At 70.4% G+C, this 16,263-nt stretch carries 11 protein-coding genes; 8 read left to right on the plus strand and 3 right to left on the minus strand.

Features of this window, described 5'->3' with window-relative positions; translation table 11 throughout:
* Nucleotides 1-35: 35 nt before the first annotated feature.
* Entirely contained in the window at nt 36-1,682 is a 1,647-nt protein-coding gene (locus ACIOHP_RS31185; protein WP_401892698.1) for a glycoside hydrolase family 13 protein, read from the minus strand.
* 196 nt (nt 1,683-1,878) lie between these two features.
* Entirely contained in the window at nt 1,879-3,147 is a 1,269-nt protein-coding gene (locus ACIOHP_RS31190) for an ABC transporter substrate-binding protein (RefSeq protein ID WP_401892700.1), read from the minus strand.
* 124 nt (nt 3,148-3,271) lie between these two features.
* Here ACIOHP_RS31190 and ACIOHP_RS31195 point away from each other — a divergent pair, with 124 nt between their 5' ends.
* The 3 genes from ACIOHP_RS31195 to ACIOHP_RS31205 are packed head-to-tail and all read left to right on the plus strand — an operon-like array spanning nt 3,272 to nt 6,828.
* On the plus strand, nt 3,272-3,787 hold the full coding sequence (locus tag ACIOHP_RS31195; RefSeq protein ID WP_266818932.1) for a PadR family transcriptional regulator: 516 nt from the start codon (nt 3,272-3,274) through the stop codon (nt 3,785-3,787).
* Nucleotides 3,784-4,533, plus strand: coding sequence for an ABC transporter ATP-binding protein (locus tag ACIOHP_RS31200; protein WP_401892702.1), 750 nt, complete (start codon nt 3,784-3,786; stop codon nt 4,531-4,533). The genes ACIOHP_RS31195 and ACIOHP_RS31200 overlap by 4 nt, the downstream gene beginning before the upstream one ends.
* A 3-nt stretch (nt 4,534-4,536) precedes the next feature.
* Nucleotides 4,537-6,828, plus strand: coding sequence for an FtsX-like permease family protein (locus tag ACIOHP_RS31205; protein WP_401892705.1), 2,292 nt, complete (start codon nt 4,537-4,539; stop codon nt 6,826-6,828).
* A gap of 54 nt (nt 6,829-6,882) precedes the next feature.
* Here ACIOHP_RS31205 and ACIOHP_RS31210 read toward each other — a convergent pair whose 3' ends face one another.
* The gene (locus ACIOHP_RS31210; RefSeq protein ID WP_401892936.1) at nt 6,883-8,952 is read right to left on the minus strand and encodes an alpha-galactosidase; all 2,070 of its coding nucleotides are present in this window, start codon (nt 8,950-8,952) and stop codon (nt 6,883-6,885) included.
* A 242-nt stretch (nt 8,953-9,194) separates the two neighbouring features.
* Here ACIOHP_RS31210 and ACIOHP_RS31215 point away from each other — a divergent pair, with 242 nt between their 5' ends.
* The 5 genes from ACIOHP_RS31215 to ACIOHP_RS31235 all read left to right on the plus strand — a co-directional run bounded on the left by ACIOHP_RS31215 (nt 9,195) and on the right by ACIOHP_RS31235 (nt 16,250).
* Nucleotides 9,195-10,265: a LacI family DNA-binding transcriptional regulator gene (locus ACIOHP_RS31215; RefSeq protein ID WP_401892708.1), complete on the plus strand. Its 1,071-nt coding sequence runs from the start codon at nt 9,195-9,197 to the stop codon at nt 10,263-10,265.
* A gap of 109 nt (nt 10,266-10,374) precedes the next feature.
* Complete coding sequence (locus ACIOHP_RS31220) at nt 10,375-11,685, plus strand: ABC transporter substrate-binding protein (RefSeq protein WP_401892710.1); 1,311 nt, start codon at nt 10,375-10,377, stop codon at nt 11,683-11,685.
* Between the two features lie 78 nt (nt 11,686-11,763).
* Nucleotides 11,764-12,720 (plus strand): carbohydrate ABC transporter permease, encoded by a 957-nt coding sequence (locus tag ACIOHP_RS31225; RefSeq protein ID WP_401892713.1) that lies wholly within the window; start codon nt 11,764-11,766, stop codon nt 12,718-12,720.
* Nucleotides 12,717-13,571, plus strand: a complete 855-nt coding sequence (locus ACIOHP_RS31230; RefSeq protein ID WP_401892715.1) for a carbohydrate ABC transporter permease — start codon at nt 12,717-12,719, stop codon at nt 13,569-13,571. Before ACIOHP_RS31225 ends, ACIOHP_RS31230 begins: the two co-directional genes overlap by 4 nt.
* A 123-nt stretch (nt 13,572-13,694) precedes the next feature.
* Nucleotides 13,695-16,250: a CBM35 domain-containing protein gene (locus ACIOHP_RS31235; RefSeq protein WP_401892717.1), complete on the plus strand. Its 2,556-nt coding sequence runs from the start codon at nt 13,695-13,697 to the stop codon at nt 16,248-16,250.
* Nucleotides 16,251-16,263: the final 13 nt, after the last annotated feature.

The following is a 16,263-nucleotide window of genomic DNA, read 5'->3' on the forward strand; positions in this document are numbered from 1 at the left end:
GGGAGGGTGATTGCCGGGGTGGGGAGGTGTGGGGCTCAGGAATCGGTGTCGTCGCCGATCCACCAGGCGGCCGTGGAGCCGGGGAGCACCCCGGCCGGGCAGGGGCCGCTGGACAGCAGGGGGGTGCCGGAGACGGGCGCCGGCGTGGGCGTCGTACCGAAGTTGACGGCGCAGACGAGGCTGTCGCCGCGGACGAAGCCGAGGACGCCTGGCTGGGTGTCCAGCCAGCGCAGCTCGCCCTCGCCCAACTGGGGCAGCGCGGCACGCAGTTGGAGGCCGTCGCGGTACAGGTGCCAGAAGGAGCGGGTGTCGGCGAGGGCCCGGTCGGTGGCGTACTCGGCGAAGTAGTCCGGCTGCGGCAGCCAGGGCTTGACGTGTTCGACACCCGAGGTGAAGCCGAAGGGCGAGGCCTGCCCGGACCATGGCAGCGGTACCCGGCAGCCGTCGCGGATGCGGGCGCGGCTGCCGGTGCGGTGGAAGATCGGGTCGGTGAGCACGTCGTCCGGCAGGTCGACGACCTCGGGCAGTCCCAGCTCCTCGCCCTGGTAGATGTACGCGCCGCCGGGCAGTGCGAGCATCAGCAGGGCGGCGGCACGGGCGCGGGCCGCGCCGAGCCCGCTGCCCTCGGGGGCCGGTTCGCCGTAGCGGGTCACGGTGCGGACCTGATCGTGGTTGTTGAGGACCCAGGTGACGGTCGATCCCGTTCCCGCGATGTCCTGCATGGCCTCGGAGATGACCTTGCGGAAGGCGTCGGCGTCCCAGGAGGCGCTCAACAGGTCGAAGAAGAAGGCCTGGTGCAGTTCGTCGGGGCGTACGTACTTCGCGTGTTCACGGGCTGTGGGTACCGAGACCTCGCCGACCAGGAGCCGTTCGCGGCCGTCGCGCGCCGCGTACTCCTCGCACACCGCGCGCCAGCGGCGCCACACGCCGTGCACCTCCGGCTGGTTCCAGGCGAGTGGGTTGACGGAGTCACGCGTCCGGGCGTCGGCCTCGGGGTCGGGCGAGTCGGGCAGTTCGGGGTGTTTGAAGAGCCCGGCGGCGACGTCGATGCGGAAGCCGTCCACGCCCCGGTCGAGCCAGAAGCGCAGGACGCGGTCGAACTCGGCTCCGACTTCGGGGTCGCGCCAGTTCCAGTCGGGCTGTTCGGGGGTGAACATGTGCAGGTACCACTGGCCCGGGCGGCCGTCCGGCTCCGTGACGCGGGACCATGCGGGGCCGCCGAACATGGCGTGCCAGTTGTTGGGCGGCTCGGTCCCGTCGGGGCCACGGCCGTCGGCGAAGTGGAAGCGGGCCCGGGCCGCGCTGCCCGCCTCGGAGGCCAGTGCCTCACGGAACCACGGGTGGTCGCTGGAGCAGTGGTTGGGAACGATGTCGAGCAGCACCCTGATGCCCAGCCGCCGGGCCGCCGCCATCAGCAGGTCGAACTCGGCGAGGTCCCCGAAGAGCGGGTCGACATCGCAGTAGTCGGCGACGTCGTAGCCGTGGTCGTGCTGGGGTGAGGGGTAGAAGGGGCTCAGCCAGATCCCGTCGACTCCCAGCTTCTTCAGGTAGGGAAGCCCCGCGCGGACTCCGGCGAGATCGCCGACGCCGTCGCCGGTGCTGTCCAGGAAGCTGCGGACGTACACCTGGTAGATCACTGCATCACGCCACCAGTGCGGCGTGTCGATGTGCTTGGAGCTCACCCCATGGACCTGTCTGTGCGGGCTGACTGTTATGCATGCATGTTAGGTAGCCGTTTCAGGCGAGTGTCAATGAACTCGCAGCGGCAATCGCGAGAGCAGGGTTCTATATACGGATAAATAGTCCCTGAACGAGAGAGGGTGAGACCATCGCGTTACCTAACATGTAGGTAGGAGGGAGGGAGAGGCGGCAGAGCTCTCAGCCGCGGCGGGCGATCTCCGCCAGCTCCCTGGCCAGCCGTCGCACGGCCGCCTCGGGAGTCGTGTGCCCGGTCACCGCGTCGTGGACGACCGCCTGCACCACCAGGCTGACCTGGTCGTAGCGGGGGCTCTTCGGGCGCGGCGCGGCCGTGAGGACACTGGCACGCAGGGTCGGCAGGTACGGGAACTTCCGCACCAGTTCCGGATCCTCGTACAGATCCGCGCGTACGGGAGGCAGCGCGCCCTTCAGGAGGACCTGCCGCTGGACGCCCTCACTGGTGAGGTAGGCGATCAGGCGCGCGGCGGTTTCCGGATGCGCGGCATGGGTGGTGACGGCCAGGTTGGAGCCGCCGAGCACACTGGTCCCGGGCCCGTCGGGCCCCGGCAGAGGTACGGCGCCGACCTTGCCGGCGACCGCGGAACCCGCGGCGGACGCACTGACGTACGCGTAGGGCCAGTTGCGCAGGAAGAGCAGCCGCCCGTCCTGGAACGCCCGCCTGGACTCCTCCTCCGTGTACGTCAGCGCCTCCTTGGGCACCCAGCCCTCCCGGACACCGCGGGCGAGGAAGCCGATACCCTCCCGGGCAGCCGAGCCGACGGTGACACGGTCGCCTTCGTCGCCGAGGATGGTGCCCCCCGCCGAGTACACGGCCTCGGCCGCGTTGACGGTGAGTCCCTCGTAGGGCAGGAACTGGCCCGCGTAGCCGTCGAGTCCGTGCCTGGGCGCGATCGTCTTCGCGTCGCGCTCCAGCTCGGCCCAGGTGCGGGGCGCCGGGACGCCCTCCGCGGCGAGGATGTCCTTGCGGTACAGGAGCAGGCCCGCGTTGGTGACGTACGGGACGGCGTACAGCTGTCCGTCGTACGTCGCCGTGTCCACGACCGGTGGGAGGAAACTGCCCAGCGGGAAGCGGTCGCGTGGCAGCGGGCGGATCCAGTCGGCGGCGGCGAACTCCGAGGTCCAGGCGACGTCGATGTTGAGCATGTCGAAGCGGCCGTGGTCCCCGTCGCGCAGGTCGGTGATCATCTGGGCGCGGGTCTCGTCCGGGGAGTCCGGTAGTTCGACGAGGGTGACGCGCTCCGATGGGTGGGCGCGGTTCCAGCCCTGGAGGAGCGAGCCGAGGTAGCCGGTCAGGTCGCCGCCCGTGGCCAGGGTCAGTGGTCCACGGCCCTCGGACCCCGCGTCGGCGTGGGCACCGGTCCCGCCGTAACCGGCCAGGACCACCGCGAGGACGAGAAGGCCCCTACCGGCGGCGCGTATCCACCGCATAGGTTCCTCCCTGTACACCGGCGCTGGGCTCCGTCGCCCGGAATCAGTGGCCATGTATACCCGTTAGGTATGGGCGATACTAGGGCCTGGACCACACTACGAGGCTGCGAGGAGGACAGCACGAGTGCGCCTGCCCCTCCTGGCACTGCTGGCACGCGGCCCGGCCCATGGCTACGAGCTCAAGCAGGACCTTGAGCAACTGCTGGGTGCCGCGTACCCTCAGCCGAACATCGGCCAGATCTACGTGACCCTCGGCCGCCTCGAGAAGTCGGGACTGATCGAGGGTGAAGAGGTCGAGCAGTCGAGTCGGCCCAACAAGAAGATCTACCGCCTCACCGACGCCGGGCAGGAGACGCTGCTCGCCTGGTACGAGGACACGGCCGACGAACCGCGGGTGCGGGACGAGTTCTTCATGAAGTTCGCGCTCGCCCCGCAGACCGGTCTCGCCGACCAGATAGACCTGATCAACAAGCAGCGACGCCACTACCTGAACACCATGCGCAACCTGTCGAAGCTCGTCACGGCCGAGAACCGGGACAACCGGATCGCCCACCTGTTGGTCGAAGGCGCCATGCTGCACCTCCAGGCCGACCTCGACTGGCTGGAGCGTTGCCAGGAGGAACTGGAGGAGCCGGAGTGAGCGACACCCCCACTCCTGTGCTGCGCGCCGAAGGCCTCGTCAAGACCCACCACGGCGAGGGCGCGCCCGCGCACGCCGTACGCGGGGTGGATCTGTGTGTGCGGCAAGGCGAATTCGTGGCCGTCACCGGTCCTTCCGGCGCCGGTAAGTCGACCCTGCTGCATCTGCTCGGCGGGCTCCAGCGACCGGACAGCGGCCGCATCTGGCTGCACGGCGAGCGCGCGGACGCCTACAGCGAGGCGCGGTGGGCCGTGGAACGCCGACGCCGGATCGGCATCGTCTTCCAGTTCTTCAACCTGGTCTCCAACCTGTCGGTCGCGGACAACGTCGAGCTGCCCGCGCTGCTGGCCGGGGTCTCCCCCAAGCAGGCGCGCGCGATGCGGGACGAGCTGCTGACCGAGCTGGGTCTCACGGGCAAGGAGCGGAGCATGCCGGGCGAGCTGTCCGGCGGCGAACAGCAGCGGGTGGCGCTGGCCCGGGCGCTGGTCAACCAGCCGCCGCTGCTGCTCGCCGACGAGCCCGCGGGCAGCCTGGACAGCAAGGGCACCCGCGAGGTGATGCGGCTGCTGTCCCGTTTCCACCAGCGCGGCCAGACCATCCTGCTGGTCACGCACGACGCACGGCTGGCGAGCGCCGCGGACCGGGTGATCAGCTTCTTCGACGGCCGGATAGCCGACGACGCACGGCTGGACGCCACCCCGTCGCCGAGCACGGACGCCTCCGCCGTGCTGCAGCTGAAGGACTGACCGATGCGAGCCACCTTGCGCTGGGCGCACTCGGACCTGCGGACGCATCGCGGCGAGGCGCTGTTCCTGGTGCTCGCCACTGTCGGCATCGTCACCTCCCTGCTGCTGGCGGCGGCGCTCTTCGGTTATGCGACCAACCCTTGGCAGCGGGTCTTCACGCAGTCCCGGGGCGCACACGTGTGGATCCACACGGAGCCCTCCGCCAAGGTGTCCGACCTCGCCCGGCTGGACGGCGTCGAGGCCGTCGCGGGTCCCTACCCCACGGCTTCCGCCACCGTCACCTCCCGTGGCTCCCGCGCCTCCGTCGAACTGCGCGGCACGACCGAACAGCCCGCGATCGGCCGCCCGTTGCTCACCTCGGGCCGCTGGCTGGACCCGGCGACACCCGACGGCGTGGTACTGGAGAAGAGCCTCGCGCGGGCGCTGCTGGCCGAGCCGGGGGACGCACTGACACTGCCCGGCGGGACCGGCCCGCTGACCGTCCTGGGCATCGCCGACAGTGCCGAGCCGCAGTACCGCCGAGGCGAACGGTCGGGGGTGGTCTGGGCGCTGCCGTCCGCCGTACCGCGCGCCGGCTCCGGCGGCGAGGTGATCGGACTGCGCCTGACCGACCCCGAGGACACCGACTACGCCGTCCAGCGCGCCGTCACCGTGCTCGGCGCCGGTGCCGTCGGCGAGGTCTCCACCTGGCGCCAGGCCCAGTCCGAGGCCCAGGGCGACGACCGGCTGCTCGGCCAGATACTGGGCCTGTTCGGCCTCGGTGCGCTGGTCGCCGCCGGTCTCGCCGTGCACGGCGCCATCGGCACCCGCATCCGCGGCCATCTGCGGGACATCTCGGTCCTCAAGGCGATCGGTTTCACACCGGGCCAGGTGGTCCGTGTCTTCCTGCTCCAGCACCTCGCGTACGCACTGCTGGGTGCCGTGGCCGCGGCGACGCTCACGCAGGCGCTGGGCAGCCGGATGCCCGGGCGCCTCGGGGACGCGGTCGCCGTGTGGCAGGGGCTCCCGGGGCATGCCGTGACACTGGCCGCGGTGCCGGTGGGCGTGGTGCTCTTCATCGCGGCGACCACCGGGCTCGCGGCCTGGCGGGCAGGACGGGTGCCGCCGGTCCCGGTACCGCGGACCGCCGCACCGGCCGCCGGACGCCTGTCGGGCCCCGCGCGCCGCGCCCTCGGCCTGCGGCTGCCGCCCGCGCTGGTCCTCGGCTGGCACAAGGCGTTCACGCGCCGCACGCGCTCACTGGCCACGATCGCCCGTCTCGCCCTGCCGCTGCTGCTGATCGTGGTGGCGATGAGCGCGTGGACGACCATCGACCGCTTCCACAGCAGACCGGAGCAGATGGGGCTGGCGGCCGCCCTCACCGTCCGCGCCGACGACGCATTGAGCGACCCGGCCACTCGCACGATCCTCGCCCGCAGCCCCGAGATAGCCGCCGTCTATCCGGGCGTCGAGGTGGCGGCCCTGGTGCCGGGCCAGACGGCCACGATCGCCCTGCGCGGCCTCGGCACCCGTGAGGATCCGTACCCCTACACGCTGGCCGAGGGACGTCTCGCCCACGGTTTTGACGAGGCGGTCGCGGGGCAGGGGCTGCTGGATCTGCTGGACGTACACGTCGGCGACTGGGTGCGCATGACCGTGTCCGGCCGACCCCAGATCCTGCACATCGTGGGCCGCAGCATCGAACCCGAGAACGCCGGCCGGGTCATCTCCACCTCGCTCGACACCCTTCAGGAGAACGACCCGACGCTCAGGCCGATGCTGTACCAGCTCCGGCTGCGGGCCGGTGCGGAGCCGCACCAGGCCGCCACCGACCTGGCCGCCTCGGCCGGTCGCGGACAGCTGGACGTGCATGTCGTGGCGAACCCCGCCGACGGCCTGCCGCCGCTGCGCGCCGTCGTGGTCGGTCTGCTCGGCGTCCTCGCCCTCATCGGACTCGTCGATCTGCTGACCGCGATCGGCGGCAGTGTGCGCGAGGGCGAACGGGACCTGCTCGCGCTGAAGGCGATCGGACTGTCGCCCCGGCAGATCACCGCGATCACCGTCACGGCCACCGGCTGCACCGCGCTCGCCTCGGTGGTGGTCGCCATGGTGGTGGGGATCCCCCTCGCACACTGGTTGATCGACGCCCAGGGCCGATCGAGCGGGATCGGGGCCGGGATCGCGCACGGCCCCTCCCCCGTCATGCTGTCGGCGTTCGGCGCGGCGGCGGTACTGGGCGCGCTGGCGCTGGCGGTGCTGCCGGCCGCCCGCGCCTCCCGCCGCCGGTTCGCGGACACGCTGAGCGGCGTGGCGTAAGGACCTCGGCACGTGCCTCTCGACGGCACGAGCGGGCGGCAGCCTCCGTGGGCGTCATCGCGACGCGTCCACCACGGCCGGGCTCAACCGGAGGAGCACGGCGGTGTTCTCCCGCGGCAGCGAGACAGTGAGCTGCCCCGCGTCCGCGTCCCACTTCACGGCGGCGTCGGCTGTCGTGGGGTACAGCACCGTGGGCTGCACGTGAACGCCTCGCAGATGCGGGACGGTGAGGGTGCGGTCGGTGTCGGCGGACGGGTCGGGTGTTGCGATGTCGCCCGGTGCCCTTCGCCAGACCGTGAGGAACGTGGCGTCTCGACCTCGGAGTCCGTGGGCCAGCCATGCGTCATCCCAGTCGGGAAGGCCCAGAGGCCAGAACGGACGCGTGCCGCCGAGCTCCGGCCGGAGCTCCTTGTAGACGGAGATCGCCGAGCGGACGAGGCCGGCCTGCTCCTCGCTCATCAGATTGATGAAGCCGGAGAGGTGGACGCGGCCGAGCAGCGCCCCGGTGAGGGTGAAGGCGATCTCGTCGAGGGTGTGGTCCGGCTGGGGGTAGGCCCAGACCGCGGCCTGCTCCGGCGTCGCGGCGGTGGCTGCCGCGGCGGCGATGGGCGGGTAGCGCAGGAGGTCCTGCTGGTCGCTGGTGGACTGCAGCTGGGCCACGGCCAACTGCGCGTAGTCCATGCGCAGGCCGCCCGACCCGCAGTTCTCCAGGACGAGATCGGGATGCCGGTCGAGGAGTGAGGCCATCCAGTCGAGGTGGGCGCGGTGATGCCCGAGCAGACCGGAACCCGGGCTCTCGGAGCCGTTCTCCGTGCCGGGGCCGATGTTGATGTTGTAGTCGAGCTTCAGGTAGCCGACGCCCCACTCGCCGACCAGCCGGTCCACTACCTCGTCGAGGTGGGCGCGGGCGGCCGGGTGACGCAGGTCCAGGTGGTGGCGCCCGTGTTCGGTGACGCGCAGTCCGCCGCGCCGGAAGAATGCCTCGGGCGGCAGGGTGCGGGCCAGGGGGCTGCGTACGCCGACGACTTCGGGTTCGAGCCAGAGTCCCGGGGTCATCCCGTGCGCTCTGATGGCGTCCAGGACCTCCGGCAGACCGCCCGGGAAGCGACGGGCAGCGGGCTCCCAGGCGCCGACGGCGTCCCACCAGCCCTGGGCGTCGTCGTCGTACCAGCCCGCGTCGATCACGAACACCTCGGCACCGGCCGCGCCCGCCGCCTCGATCAGCGGCAGGAGCCGTTCCGTGGTGGGGTCGCCCATCAGGGTGTTCATGTAGTCGTTGTAGATCACCGGCAGCGCGCGGCGGTCGGGGTGATCGCGGCGGATGCTGCGGCGGTAGTCGGTCAGTTCACCGAAGGCCGCGTCCAGCCCGCCGCTCTCCGTGTGGACCAGGACGGCCGGGACGGTGTGGAACTCCCCGCCGGGGGCCAGCGTGTGGTGCCACTGGTGGTGGGCGTCGTCGGGGCCGAACAGTGCCACGTAGGCGGCGCCTTCGCGCTCGCCGGTCTCGAAGCGCCAGCCTGCGCTGGACTCGATCTGCCACAGCCAGGCGCGGCCTTCGCTGTCGGTGAGGCCGGCCACGGGAAGGTGGCGGCCGGTGGACCAGCTTCCCTGCGAGTACCGCTCGAAGCAGCCCCGGCCTTCGTGGCCGTGGACGGACCGGCTCAGCGGGACCACCCGCTTACGGAAGGCGTCCTGGCGCCACCGGCATTCGGCGAGCCAGTCGTTGTCCGCCCAGTGCAGGGTCAGGTCGTCGAGACCGTCGTCCGCGTCGACGATGCCGCCGAGGGTCAGGGTGGAGACGCTCTCCAGCCGGAGCGCTGTGCCGCCCTCGTTGGCCAGGCGCACCCGGGCCCGCAGGAAACCGCTGCCCGGCCGTGCCTCCAGGGTGACGTCGGCGGCCAGACCGGTCGTGGAGTCCGCCAGCCGGATCGTCGTACGCTCCTGGCCGCCGTCCTGGACCGTCTCATGGCTCAGGTAGCTCAGGCGGTCGCCGATGGCCGTCTCGATGAAGCGTTCTCCCGACCACATGCGTCCGTGGCCGGTGGCGGTGACCTCGACCAGGGGGACCAGGCAGGCCCAGTCCTGGCCGGGTCTGCCCAGTCGCACCGCGCCGGTGGCGTCCATGACGGCGTGCAGGCCGAGTTCCGGATGCGACCAGACCCGGGACACCTCGGCAGCTTCGACGGCAGCGGTCAACGCGATTCCCCTTCCGGGATGGTTCGGTCCTGCGGTTGGTGCTCGTGGAGCTGATCTGCGAATTCACCCTCGGGGCGGTGAGGATGGGCCGCGCCGCCGAATGTACCGGGGTGATAACCCCCCGGTTACGGTCTCTTGACGCCCACGTTGTGACCGCTCACAATCCTCGCATGTCTGTGACCGGTCACACAAGGTCGGGCGGCCCCGCCGACCCCCCGCAGGGGCAGCAGAAAGCTGCCAGCATTCGCGATGTCGCCAAGACGGCGGGCGTCTCCTACCAGACCGTTTCGAGGGTCATCAACGGCCACCCGAACGTCCGCGAGGAGACGCGCCGACGAGTGCAGGAAGCCATCACCGCCCTGGGCTTCCGGCGCAACGCCACCGCGTTCGCGCTGGCCAGCGGCGTGACCCGGTCGGTCACGGTCCTCACCTCGAACACGCTCCTCTACGGCTACGCAGCGACCCTGCAGGGACTGGAGGAGGCGTCCCGCGCCGCGGGCTACACCCTCGGCGTGCGGGTCCTGACCCCGGAGGACGACCTGGACCGCACGATCGCCTCGGCCGCCGACGCCGGTGGCGGACTGGTGGTCATCGGCTTCGACCGGCTCGGCGCAGCGGCCCTGGAGCGGGTACCGGCCCACATGCCGTGCGCGGCGGTGGTGGAAGCACCGCCGCAGGGCCAGTCACCCGGACTTCCCGCCGTGTGGGCCGACGACCGCGAGGCGGCCCGTGCCGCCACCGAGCACCTCCTCGCGCTCGGGCACGACACCGTGCACTACGTGGCGATTCCCACCTCGACCGGGACCCAGGGCTCGGAGGGGCCGCGCGCAGAAGGCTGGCGCCAGGCCCTGGAAGCGGCCGGCGTCACCGCTCCCGAGCCGTCCGGCAAGGGGTGGGACTCCCAGGCCGGATACGAGGCCGGGAAGAAGCTCGCCCGGAACCGGGACGTCACCGCGATCCTGTGCGGCAACGACGACCTGGCGCTCGGTGTCCTGCGGGCCCTGCACCACGCAGGCCGGCGGGTTCCCGAGGACGTCAGCGTCATCGGATTCGACGACGCCCCGCACTCCGCGTTCGTCACCCCGTCCCTCACCACGGTCCGCATGGACTTCCAGGGGCTGGGCCGCGCCGCCTTCGGGCTGCTGCGCACCCAGCTCGACACGGAACAGCAGGCGCCCGCGCCGGTGCCGGCCGAACCCGCCCTCGTCCTCCGGGAGAGTGCGGGTTCCCGACAGGCGTAACCCGCACGGAAGCTCTCGCTCGCCGTCTGCCCAGGTCGCCGCCCCGCAGCCTTCCCCCGCCCGGGCAGCACCGCTCCGCCTCCCTCCCCTCTCGACCAAGGATCTCGCCATGAGAAGAGCCGTCTCCGTCCTTGTCACCGCCTGTCTGCTCGGGCTGACCGCCACCGCCTGCAGCGACAGCACCGCCGGCGGCACCGGCGCCGCACCCGAGGGAACGGTCGACCCCACCGCGAACCTCAAGGGCGTCGAACTCACCATGTGGACGGCCCAGAACAGCGTCGGACAGCCCAAGCAGGCCATCGAGGCGTTCGAGAAGGCCACCGGCGCCAAGATCAACACCGAGGTGATCCCCGACCCCTACGAGTCGAACGTCCCGACCAAGCTCGCCTCGGGCGTCAAGCCGGACCTGATGTTCTGGCAGCCCACGGGCAGCACGCTGCCGTTCATCCAGCCGCAGCAGAACCTGCTCCAGCTCGACAACGAGGACTGGGTCTCCAAGCTCGGCAAGACGGAGAAGGGCCTCGGCCAGGTCGACGGCCACCGCTACGCGGCCATCGTCACCAGCCCCGCGGTCCTCGGCGTCTACTACAACAAGGACGTCTTCGAGAAGGCCGGCATCACCTCGATGCCCAAGAGCTACGACGACCTCCTCGCCACCGCCCGGACCATCAAGTCCAAGACGGGCACCGCCCCGTTCTTCGAGGTCGGCGGCGACAAGTGGCCCCTGCAGTGGCAGGTCCAGGTGCAGATGACGGACCTGCCCCAGACGTTCTGGGACAACCTCAACAAGAACAAGGACAGCTGGACCGACAAGGCCGTCGTCGACGCCATCACCAAGTACAAGACGAAGGTCCTCGACGGCGGCCTGGCACAGAAGAACTACAAGACCGCCACGTTCGTCGACCAGGGCAAGGCGATCATGGACGGCAGCGCCGCGATGGCCCTCAACGTCACCTCGCTGCAGTCCCAGATACAGGCCACCTCCAGCACGGAGGAGATGGACAAGAAGCTGGGCTGGTTCCCCATCGCCAACAGCGCCGCCGGCGCCGAGTACTCGCCCGACCAGACCAACGGCGTCGTCGCCTTCAAGACCGGCGACACCAAGCGCCAGAACGCCGCCCGGCAGTTCCTGTCCTACTGGCTCGGCCAGGACTACCCGGACTACATCAAGGCGAACAAGCTCGTGTCGGTGCAGCCGTCGGTGCCCAACCCCGACGGTCTGCCGCAGACCGCGATCGCCCAGGCCGAGGCGCTCTCCACCGCCACCGGCGTCTTCCAGGTCAAGGCACTCACCGCGCCCGACATGCACCTCGCCCTCGCCGACATGATCTACGGCAAGAAGACCCCCAAGCAGGTCGCCCAGGCCGCCCAGGACCAGTTCCAGCAGGTCCTCAAGGCGCGCGGTGTCTCCGGCTTCTGACCGGCGCCCCTTCGCCAGCCCGTTCCCCGGGCCGCCCGTCGGCGGCGCGCCCGGGGCCCCGTAACCGGAGGTAGGAAAGTGGTGGACACCGCCGCCAGGGGCGCCATCGAGCCCACGCGTGCGAAGGACCGGAGCGGCCCGCCCCGTCGCGGCCGGCGCGAGAGCACCCGGAGGAAGGCCAACCAGCCGTGGTGGTTCGCGCTTCCCGCGCTCGCCGTGTTCGGCGTGTTCTTCCTGCTGCCGAACCTGCTGAACTTCGTCTATCCGTTCACCGACTGGTCGGCGTTCCACCCGCAGATCAGCTTCGTGGGCCTGGACAACCTCAAGACCATCCTCGACGACGGATCGATGCTCCGGGACATCCGCATCACCCTGGTGTACGCGGTCCTCGTGGCCCTCTTCCAGAACGGCTTCGGTCTCGGCCTCGCCCTCCTGCTGGAGCGGGACACCCGTTTCAACCGCTTCTTCCGCGCGGTCTTCTTCCTGCCCGTGCTGATCTCGGCCCTGGCCGTCGGCTACATCTTCAAGGCCCTGCTGGAGCAGGACGGGGCGCTCAACGGCGTGCTGTCCTCCCTCATGGGACACCAGGTCGACACCCCCTGGCTGGGATCGACCACGTGGACCCTGGTCGTGGTGACCCTCATCCACGGCTGGAAGTGGATGGGCCTGGCCATGCTCATCTATCTGGCGGGCCTGAAGAGCATGCCCGACGACGTGCTGGAGGCCGCCCGCATCGACGGGGCCGGCGCCTGGCGCACCTTCTGGTCGATCCGGTTCCCGCTGCTGGCGCCCGCGGTGACGTTCAACGTGACCACCGCGCTGATCGGCTCCATGAACACCTTCGACATCGTCCAGGCCACCACCGCGGGCGGCCCCGGCAGCGAGACCGAGGTGTTCAACATCTACATGTTCCGCATCTTCGGCCAGGGTCTGTACGCCCAGGCGTCCGCGATGAGCCTGGTCCTCTTCCTCATCGTCGTCGTCCTCGCCGTACCCGTCATCGTCGGCCTGCGGCGCAGGGAGAGCAACCAGTGACCACCATGCCCGCGCCCGCCCCCGTACACCGACGCCCCGTGCGGTGGGTCCAGCCCTTCGTCACCCTGGTCGTCGCGGCCGTCACCATCGGCATTCCGCTCTGGCTGGTCGCGGTGACCTCCGTGAAGCCGCAGGCCGAGGCGATCAAGCCCAACCTCTCGCTGCCGCAGCACATGCAGGCCGCCGAGAACTACCGACAGACCTTCGACGAGGGCAAGATCGTCCAGGGATTCGTCAACAGCCTGCTGGTCGTCGTCCCCTCCGTCGTCCTCGTCCTGCTGCTGGGCGCCGGCGCCGCATGGGTCTTCGCCCGCCGCAAGGGGCGCCTGGTCGGGACGCTGTACGCGCTGAGCATCAGCGGCCTGCTGCTCCCGCCCGCCGTCATCACCATCGTCATGGAGCTGCGCCAACTCGGCCTGGCGGGCACCCAGCTCGGCATGATCGCCGTCTACACGGGGATGTACCTCTCCACGTCGATCTTCTTCATGACCGGCTTCATCCGAAACCTCCCGGAGGAACTGGAGGAGGCCGCGCGCATGGACGGCGCGAGCCCGGCCCGGGTCTTCTTCCAGGTGATCCTGCCGCTGCTGCGCCCGGTCATCGCCACCGCGACGATCATGGTGATGCTCTTCGCCTGGAGCGACATCTTCTACGCCTTCTTCGTGCTGGGCGGCGGCGACAAGGCCACGCTCCCCCTGAACCTCTACCAGGTCGCCAACGCCCAGCTGTACCTGAACAACTGGCACCTCGTCTTCGCCTACGTCGTGATGATGAGCCTGCCGATGGTGGCGGTCTTCGTCATCGCCCAGCGCCGGATCGTCGCCGGCATCACCAGCGGCGCCGTCAAGTAGCCCCACTCCCCTGACCACCGGGGCGTGACTCCCCGCACGCCCCGGCCCCCACACCCGGGCCACCCGGGCTCCCGGGCCCGCTCACGATCCCCCGCAACGCCGCGGGAGGCGGAGGACACACACATGCCGCGAACCGAGCACGGATCACGCCACACCGCGCGCCTCATGGGGGCGATCGCCTTCACCGCCGCGCTGATCGGCACAGCCGTGACCATTCCGTCCGCCCAGGCGGCCACCGCGCAGGTCACCGTCGACCTGGGCAGAACCACCGGCGACGTGATGCACGGAGCCAACGGAACGCTGTACGGGCTCAGTGACGACGGCGTCCCCGGTGACGAGCTGGTCGCACCGCTGCACATGACCACCGTCATCCAGAAGGCGCCCGACGGCGCTCAGCACCCCAACGGCGACGCTCTCGCGATCAAGAAGGGCTACGACCGCAACGGCGGCGGCGAGGTCCACATCTACATGCAGGACGTCTACGCGCAGTGGCCGTACGAGAACCTCGGCCTGAGCGACTACCTCACCAAGGTCGACACCATGGTCCGCAAGGTCGCGGCACGCCCCGACGCGGACGATTTCGTGTGGGTGCCCTTCAACGAGCCCAACGGCAACTGGTATCCGGATCTGGGAAGTTCCGACAGCGCCAAGTACACGAGCGCGCTGAGCGAGTTCCAGAGCGACTGGACCACCGTCTACAAAAAGATCCGCTCGATCATCCCCGACGCCCGGATAGCCGGCCCCAACGAGACCCACTACGACGCCAAGCTCATGGGCGACTTCTACCCCTGGGCCAAGGCCAACGGGGTGCTCCCGGACATCACGACCTGGCACGAACTGGGCCCGGACTCCCTCAAGGACTTCGAGTCCCACCTCGCCGACTACCGGGCCATCGAGAAGAAGGCCCGGATCAGCGAGCGACCGGTGAGCATCAACGAGTACGGCAACCGGCGTGACCAGTCCGTGCCCGGACAGATGGTCCAGTGGATGTCGATGTTCGAGCGCAACAAGGTCTACGCCGATCAGGCGTACTGGAACATCGCCGGAAACCTCAACGACAACGCCGCCCAGACCAACATCCCCAACGGCACCTGGTGGCTGCTGCGCTGGTACGCGGGCCTGACCGGCAAGACCGTCCAGCTGGACCCGCCGCAGCCCAACACCATCGACACCGTCCAGGGCATCGCCTCACTGGACACCGGCCGCAAGCAGGCCCAGGTACTGCTCGGCGGCACCTCCGACGACGTGAACACCGTGATCCGCAACGTCCCCGCGCGCTTCGGCAAGAAGGTCAACGTCACCGTCGAGCGCATCGGCTGGAGCGGCTACGAGGGCGCCGCCGCGCCCAGCGTGGTGTCCCGCACCACCACCAGGGTCGCCAAGAACGGCAGCATCGACGTGCCGCTGACCGGCCTGGACGCCATGTCGGCCTACCGCGTCACCGTCAACCCGGCCGGCAGCGGCTCGCCCACCGCGGCGAGCCTGCCGTGGTCCACGTCGTACGAGGCGGAGAACGCCACGATCACCGGCGGCACGGTCTACTCCCAGGGCTCGGTGACCAACCCCTACGGCTTCGCCACCTCGGGCACCAAGGACGTCGGCAGCCTGAACCAGTCCGACAGCAAGGTCGCCTTCACCGTCGACGTCCCGAAGACCGGCACATACGACCTGGACGTCTTCTACGGCAACCAGTCCGGCGGGCCCGCCACTCAGACCCTCACGGTCGACGGCGGCACGCCGCAGACCCTCACCTACGGGTCCACCCTGAACTGGACCTACCGCGCCAAGGCGAGCACGCCCGTGTCCCTGACGGCCGGCACGCACACCCTGACCCTGTCCAAGGGCACGAACGAGGTCACCCTCGACAAGATCGACCTCACCGCGTCCAGGACCCCGGACGCCGTCTACCCCGCGGCCTACGCCGACATCAGCGGCTCCCCGTCGTACGACTACAGCGCCTCCGGCATCAGCGGCGCCGGCGCCCTGGTGCTGGACCGCAGCGACAAGGCCGCCTTCGACGTCTACGCCCCGGCCGACGGCTACTACACCGTGCACGCCCACTACGCCGCCACCGGCAACGCCACCCTGAGCATGGACGGCGCCGACGCCGCCGTCCTCCCCTCCACCCGGGGCCGCGTGACCGACAAGACCCTGCGGCTGTACCTGTCGGCGGGCAACAACCGCGTCACCGCCGCCGTCCCCGGCAACGGCCGTCTCACCCTGCGCGACCTGCGCGTCACCGGCGTGGTCAGCACCTCGGGCGCCGAGATCTACGAGGCCGAGGACGCCGCCCCCGCCGGCACCGCGTCGGTCTCCGGCAACTCCTGGGCCTCCGGCGACAAGTACGTCGGCCACATCGGCCTGGGCAGCGCCAACACCCTCACCTTCAAGGTGAACGCCCCCACGGCAGGGCGCTACGTGATGAACGTGCGCTACGCCAACAACGAGACCGCCGGGTCCGGGAACTACAACACCAACGTCGTCTCCCGGGCCGCGGACATCACCGTCAACGACACCTCCCAGAAGGTCATGTTCCGCAACTCCTACAGCTGGTCCAACTTCTGGGACCTGCCGGTCCCGGTGACCCTCAAAGCCGGCGTCAACACCATCACCTTCGCCAACTCCGCGGCATACGCACCCGACATCGACAAGGTGACCGTCGCCCCGCTGAACGGCTGACGGCACCGCACGC

It is taken from the genome of Streptomyces sp. NPDC087859 (genome assembly GCF_044742595.1).
Taxonomy (GTDB): Bacteria; Actinomycetota; Actinomycetes; order Streptomycetales; family Streptomycetaceae; genus Streptomyces; species Streptomyces canus_F.